We start from the raw sequence: 5,676 nt of genomic DNA, 5'->3' as shown, positions 1-5,676 counted from the left end.
GCAGGATATTGATGTATTCGCCAAACATGTTCCCATGGATTGGGTGGCTGAGGCTGTGCAACAAACTGGCAGGGCATCACTTCGAACCCGTCGTTTCCCTGCAGAGCAAGCGGTTTGGTTGGTTCTAGGCATTGGTTTGATGCGTAACCGCTCGATTCAGCAAGTCTGTGATACGCTCTCACTGGCGTTTCCCGACGCCAAGGGGGAGCTCCCGCCACTGGCGACTAGTAGCATCATCAAAGCCAAAGAAAAGTTGGGTTCAGAGCCCATGCGTTATCTGTTCAAAACAACCGCTGCACAGTGGGAAACACAGTGTGAATTTGATGAGATAGCGGGATTGAAATTGCTCAGTGTTGATGGGACGTATTTTAAGACGCATAACACTGAAGAAAACCATTACTTTGGCTTTGCACAAAGCACGGCTTGTTTTCCCTCTGTGCTGGCGGTCACCTTAATGTCTACTCGCAGCCACTTACTTTCTGATGCGGCTTTCGGGCCTGTTACCCACAGTGAAATTCACTACGCACAGCAATTGGTTGGCTCAGCTCCCGAGCATTCGCTCACGTTGTTTGACCGTGGGTTTATGTCTGCCGAATTGCTCATCAGCTGGCAAGGAAGCGGGACTAACACCCATTGGTTAACCCCGATAAAGTCTAAGACCCGCTATAGAATTATCGAGTCATTCTCAGAGTATGACCATCTGGTTGAGATGCCGGTATCATCCCAAGCTAAACAACAAGCGCCTTATTTGGGGGAGAGCTGGCAAGCCCGCCTTATCCTTATTCCATCACCCAAAGGTGATATCAAAGGGTTTATCACGTCCTGCCTATGTCCCGACACTTATCCAGTGAACGATTTGCTCAAGGTGTATTGGCAGCGATGGGAGATAGAGAGGGGTTATGGTGAGCTGAAGCAATATCAACTGGAAAATAAACCTGTCCTGCGCAGTAAGAAGAAGGATGGGGTGTATCAAGAATTATGGGGTATCTTGACGACCTACAATATTGTGCGGCTAGAGATGGCTGCCATGGCAGTGCAGCATCAAGTTGAGCCACAGAGAATAAGTTTCATTAATGCCCTGTTTTTAATCCAGGATGAGTTTGGTTGGAGCGACAGGGGGAGTCCTGGAGCGTCCCACAGCACTTAAAACGACTGCGGGAAAATGGCAAGCGGTTGATTTTACCCCTGAAGAGGAAGCGGCCCAGCTACCCGCGTGTGGTGCTAAAGAAAACGGTGAAATATCCAAGTAAAAATGCCACTCGCTCTTAAGCGAGTGGCATTACTGCATTTGCAGGGCTTTAGCTAACTCGCTAATCGAGATTATTTAGCGTTCATTAACGCAACCGCGTTGTCTAACATACGGTTACTGAAGCCCCATTCGTTATCGTACCAAGCCATTACTTTGACTAAACGGCCGTTAACACGGGTTTGCGTCGCATCGAAGTTAGATGAAAACGCATTGTGGTTAAAGTCGATAGATACCAATGGCTCTTTGTTGACGGCCAACACTTCGCTCAGTGGTGCTACGCTTGCTGCACGCTCGATGATGGCGTTAACTTCTTCAACGGTTGTGTCACGTGATGCAATGAAAGATAAATCCACTAAAGACACGTTAACAGTCGGTACACGTACCGCTAAACCATCGAATTTACCTTGTAATTCAGGCACAACTAAACCTACAGCAGCCGCAGCGCCCGTTTTAGTAGGGATCATCGACAGTGCCGCAGCGCGGGCACGGCGTAAATCTGTGTGGTATACGTCAGATAAACGTTGGTCGTTGGTATACGCGTGGATGGTGGTCATCAGACCTGATTCGATACCAATTTCGTCATTTAACGGCTTAGCAAAAGGCGCTAAGCAGTTAGTGGTACATGACGCGTTAGAGATAACGGTCATATCCGCGGTCAACACATTGTTGTTCACACCGTAAACGACGGTTGCATCAACGTTTTTGCCTGGTGCAGAGATAATCACTTTCTTTGCGCCAGCGGCTAAATGCGGTTGAACAGAATCTTTAGAAGTGAAGATACCGGTACATTCAAATACCACGTCTACTTGTAGGTCGCCCCAAGGTAATTTGCCTGGATCGCGCTCTTGGAAAGTGAGGATCTTGTCACCGTTAACATAAATTGCTTCAGCATCATGCTCAACTTTGGCATTGAAACGACCATGTACAGAATCGTATTTTGTCAGGTGAGCGTTGATTGAAGCGTCGCCTAAATCGTTGATGGCAACAATTTTGATTGGGTAAGCTTTTTCGCTTTCGTACAGGGCGCGTAATACGTTTCTACCGATACGGCCGTAACCATTTATTGCAACACGGATAGTCATCTCATATCCCTCTGGTGATTATAAAATTCAACTGGTAGTAAAATTACCAAACTGACAGCTATCGTCAAGTTAATTCGGCTATTTTGCCGGGATTTGGTTAACAAATTAGGTGTTTTTTTTACATTGCTCGCGAAAACACCTTTTTTAGCACTGCATTTGGATAAAAAATTACAAGATGGCAAACATTTTGCCGACGTTACTCAAGGCCCAAGCCTTAAGGCGAGTTTGGCTTCTCTGGTTCGACGGGAGTTGCCGCTGGCGGTGTTACCTCTGTCCGAGGTGGAGCAAGCCAGAGCGCAACCGGACTAGTCGAATAGAGGCCATTTTCTAACGCATTGATCAAGTTCTGGGCGTATTCATCTAATTTTGTCGCCAGCGTTTTGTTGCCACCGATTAAGGCTAGCATCTTATCTTCAGAATACTTCTGCTGCGTAAGTAGTAAATTGGCTTTTGTCAGCATGTAAGTTTTTTCAAGCGCTTGGGTTTGGCGATAGGCTGCAGCGAGCCCAAGCAACCAATTTGGATCAAAGTCAGCGTATTGGATCTCTGCGAACACAGTAAGGTAGAGTTGTTGCGCTTTGATGGCATTACGGTTGCTGTAGTAGGTGGCTATTTGCGCTAAAAGAAATGGCTCAGTGACTTCGCCAGCATTTTCTTGCGCCAAGAGTCGGTTTAACGCATCCGTGTCACCAAAACGTGTCCATTGATAATAAGACATAAACGGGTCTTGGCGCTCGCGGGTTTCATCCTGCAACCGACTCAAATTTTGTGTACTTAGTCGAAAGGCTCTGGCTCTATCAGCTGTGCGGCTTGTGTGGATAATGTGCTGAACGCCCGAGGCCAATTCAATACATCGACTATAGTCCTCGAGGTAAGTTAACTGTTGATAGAGTTGCTTGCCTGTAGGATTTTTATTGTCCATTAGGTCGTATCGACTTTGGATCAACTTTGTTTTCTCTGCTAAACACCAGCCATCCTTATGCAAATCTGCACAAATTTCAGGATTATTTTTACAAATCGTTTCGATATTTCGGCCATTATCACAACCGAAAAGGCTTATCGCGAGGGTAAATGATGTAATTATTACTAGATTTTGTCTCAAAATACGCTCCAAAATGCAATTTTCTCTAATAAAATTACAGATTTACAGAAAATATCTTACTAGCAAGCTGGGTCAGTTTTCATTACAATGGCGCCGACCAAAACAGAGGGTTTTCCCTAAAACCTACATAAGATTATTGGTCTTTTCGTCATGTTACTCAAACCTTTCAATATATTTTATTGAAAAGTGAGATAAAGGATCTGTAAATGAGCGCTGATAAACACCTACAAAGTTGGCAAGAACGTTTTGAAATGGCAGAGGCAATGCAACCTTTGCTGGGCAAGTTATACCGTAACCAAGGCGTCGAAGTTGTGGTTTATGGTAAGCCATTACTCAATGCTTCTACTATTGAGATTATTAAAGCGCACCGTTTAGTTCGTCGTCATGTCGGTGAGAAATTACGTTTACGCGAGAGTTTCCCGTTTGTTCAAGCCTTAAGCAGACTCGCTGTTAAACAATGTAAAGTGGATATTGGTAAGCTTGCTGTCAAATACTGGGCTGAACATACCGATACCAACGAAATTGAAAGCTATATGGCACGCGAATTAGCGGCTGCGATTGATCATGCTGATGATATCGCTCCGCGTGATGTGGTGTTGTATGGTTTTGGTCGTATTGGCCGCTTATTAGCGCGCTTACTGATCGAACGTACTGGTCGCAGCAACAAGTTAAGACTGCGTGCAATCGTATTACGTGGTGGTAAGAAGGGCGATTTAGAAAAACGCGCAAGCTTACTGCGTCGTGACTCTGTTCATGGTCCATTTAACGGTTCTGTTGAAGTGGATGAAGAGAACAACGCTATCATCGCTAACGGTACTTATATCCAAGTGATTTACGCAAACTCACCAGATGAAGTGGATTACACTAAATACGGTATTACAGATGCCTTAGTGGTAGACAACACGGGTATTTGGAAAGACGAAGCAGGCCTTGGCTTACACTTGAAGAGCCCTGGTGCAAGCAAAGTGTTACTGACAGCACCAGCAAAAGGCGCCATCAAGAACATCGTTTACGGTGTGAACGAAGGCGATATTACGCCAGAAGACATCATTGTGTCTGCAGCGAGCTGCACCACTAACGCCATTACACCAGTACTGAAAGCGGTAAATGATAAGTACGGTATCGAGAATGGTCACGTTGAGACGATTCACTCATATACAAACGATCAAAACCTGATCGACAACTACCACAGTGCTGACCGTCGCGGTCGCAGTGCACCATTAAACATGGTGATCACTGAAACGGGCGCAGCGAAAGCCGTCGCTAAAGCTCTGCCAGTATTAGCGGGCAAACTGACTGGCAACGCGATTCGTGTGCCAACGCCAAACGTGTCTATGGCAATCATCAGCATGAACTTAAATGCTGAGACCAACAAAGACGAATTGAACGAATACCTAAAAGACACGGCGCTGCAATCACCCTTGCAGAACCAAATCGACTACACAGATTCAACTGAAATCGTATCAAGCGACTTAGTGGGTTCTCGCTATGCGGGCGTGGTTGATTCTCAAGCGACCATCGCCGAAGGTAAACGCGCCATTCTGTACGTATGGTATGACAACGAATTTGGTTACAGCTGCCAAGTAGTCGGTGTGATGCAAACGATGTTAGGCTTAACAACGCTGTCTCTGCCTGCTTAATTGCGACAGACAGTAGTACAACAGAGAAAGCGCCTGAGAGGGCGCTTTTTTTATACTTCAATTATGTTGAATAACAATTTATCTGGACATTGTTATTGAGCAAATCCGTGAATTGTTGATTCTATCGGCAAGTTTATATCGCTATGGCTGAATATTGGGCAAACAGTGTGGTTAAGCGCAATATTTCAAATTTGTTGATTGACTCTGAAGGTTAAATCGGTAGAATGCCAATCCGCAGTCAGGGGAAAGCGTAGTAACGTTACTCTATGACATCGATGCGACATTAGCTCAGTTGGTAGAGCGATACCTTGCCAAGGTATAGGTCATCGGTTCGAACCCGATATGTCGCTCCAAATCTTTACGAGTTTGGAAATTTGGCGCGATGGCAGAATGGCTATGCTGCGGATTGCAAATCCGTCGATCTCGGTTCGACTCCGGGTCGCGCCTCCATAGATTAAAGTATTAATGATACGATTACTGTCGTTAATATAAAGAGTTTGCCCGAGTGGTGGAATCGGTAGACACAAGGGATTTAAAATCCCTCGCTGGTAACAGCGTGCCAGTTCAAGTCTGGCCTCGGGTACCATAACATAAAAAAGGCCT

The 5,676-nt window shown here is 45.6% G+C and carries 4 protein-coding genes and 3 tRNA genes; 5 read left to right on the top strand and 2 right to left on the bottom strand.

Annotated features, from left to right (window positions below; genetic code table 11):
- A partial coding sequence (locus tag SHEWPOL2_RS21280; protein WP_204366701.1) for an IS4 family transposase occupies nt 1–1,147 on the top strand: 1,147 nt, incomplete at its 5' end.
- 173 nt (nt 1,148–1,320) lie between these two features.
- On the opposite strand, the gene gap is transcribed toward SHEWPOL2_RS21280, so the two are convergent.
- Both gap and SHEWPOL2_RS21270 read right to left on the bottom strand, forming a co-directional pair.
- The gene (gap, locus tag SHEWPOL2_RS21275) at nt 1,321–2,331 is read right to left on the bottom strand and encodes a type I glyceraldehyde-3-phosphate dehydrogenase (protein WP_037418518.1); all 1,011 of its coding nucleotides are present in this window, start codon (nt 2,329–2,331) and stop codon (nt 1,321–1,323) included.
- Nucleotides 2,332–2,545: 214 nt separating this feature from the next.
- A complete protein-coding gene (locus SHEWPOL2_RS21270) occupies nt 2,546–3,433 on the bottom strand; it encodes a DUF2989 domain-containing protein (RefSeq protein ID WP_037431478.1) in 888 nt (295 codons plus the stop codon).
- 206 nt (nt 3,434–3,639) lie between these two features.
- Between SHEWPOL2_RS21270 and SHEWPOL2_RS21265 the strand changes: the two genes are divergently transcribed.
- The 4 genes from SHEWPOL2_RS21265 to SHEWPOL2_RS21250 all read left to right on the top strand — a co-directional run bounded on the left by SHEWPOL2_RS21265 (nt 3,640) and on the right by SHEWPOL2_RS21250 (nt 5,659).
- Nucleotides 3,640–5,073: a glyceraldehyde-3-phosphate dehydrogenase gene (locus SHEWPOL2_RS21265; protein WP_023267065.1), complete on the top strand. Its 1,434-nt coding sequence runs from the start codon at nt 3,640–3,642 to the stop codon at nt 5,071–5,073.
- A 277-nt stretch (nt 5,074–5,350) separates the two neighbouring features.
- A tRNA-Gly gene (locus SHEWPOL2_RS21260) sits at nt 5,351–5,426 on the top strand.
- A gap of 23 nt (nt 5,427–5,449) precedes the next feature.
- Nucleotides 5,450–5,523 (top strand) — tRNA-Cys (locus SHEWPOL2_RS21255).
- 49 nt (nt 5,524–5,572) lie between these two features.
- Nucleotides 5,573–5,659, top strand: a tRNA-Leu gene (locus tag SHEWPOL2_RS21250).
- The last annotated feature ends 17 nt before the right edge of the window (nt 5,660–5,676 follow it).

Source organism: Shewanella sp. POL2, assembly GCF_000282755.1.
Lineage (GTDB): Bacteria > Pseudomonadota > Gammaproteobacteria > Enterobacterales > Shewanellaceae > Shewanella > Shewanella xiamenensis.
The sequence above is the reverse complement of the archived record's forward strand: the minus strand, read 5'-3'. Positions and strand labels throughout refer to the sequence as shown.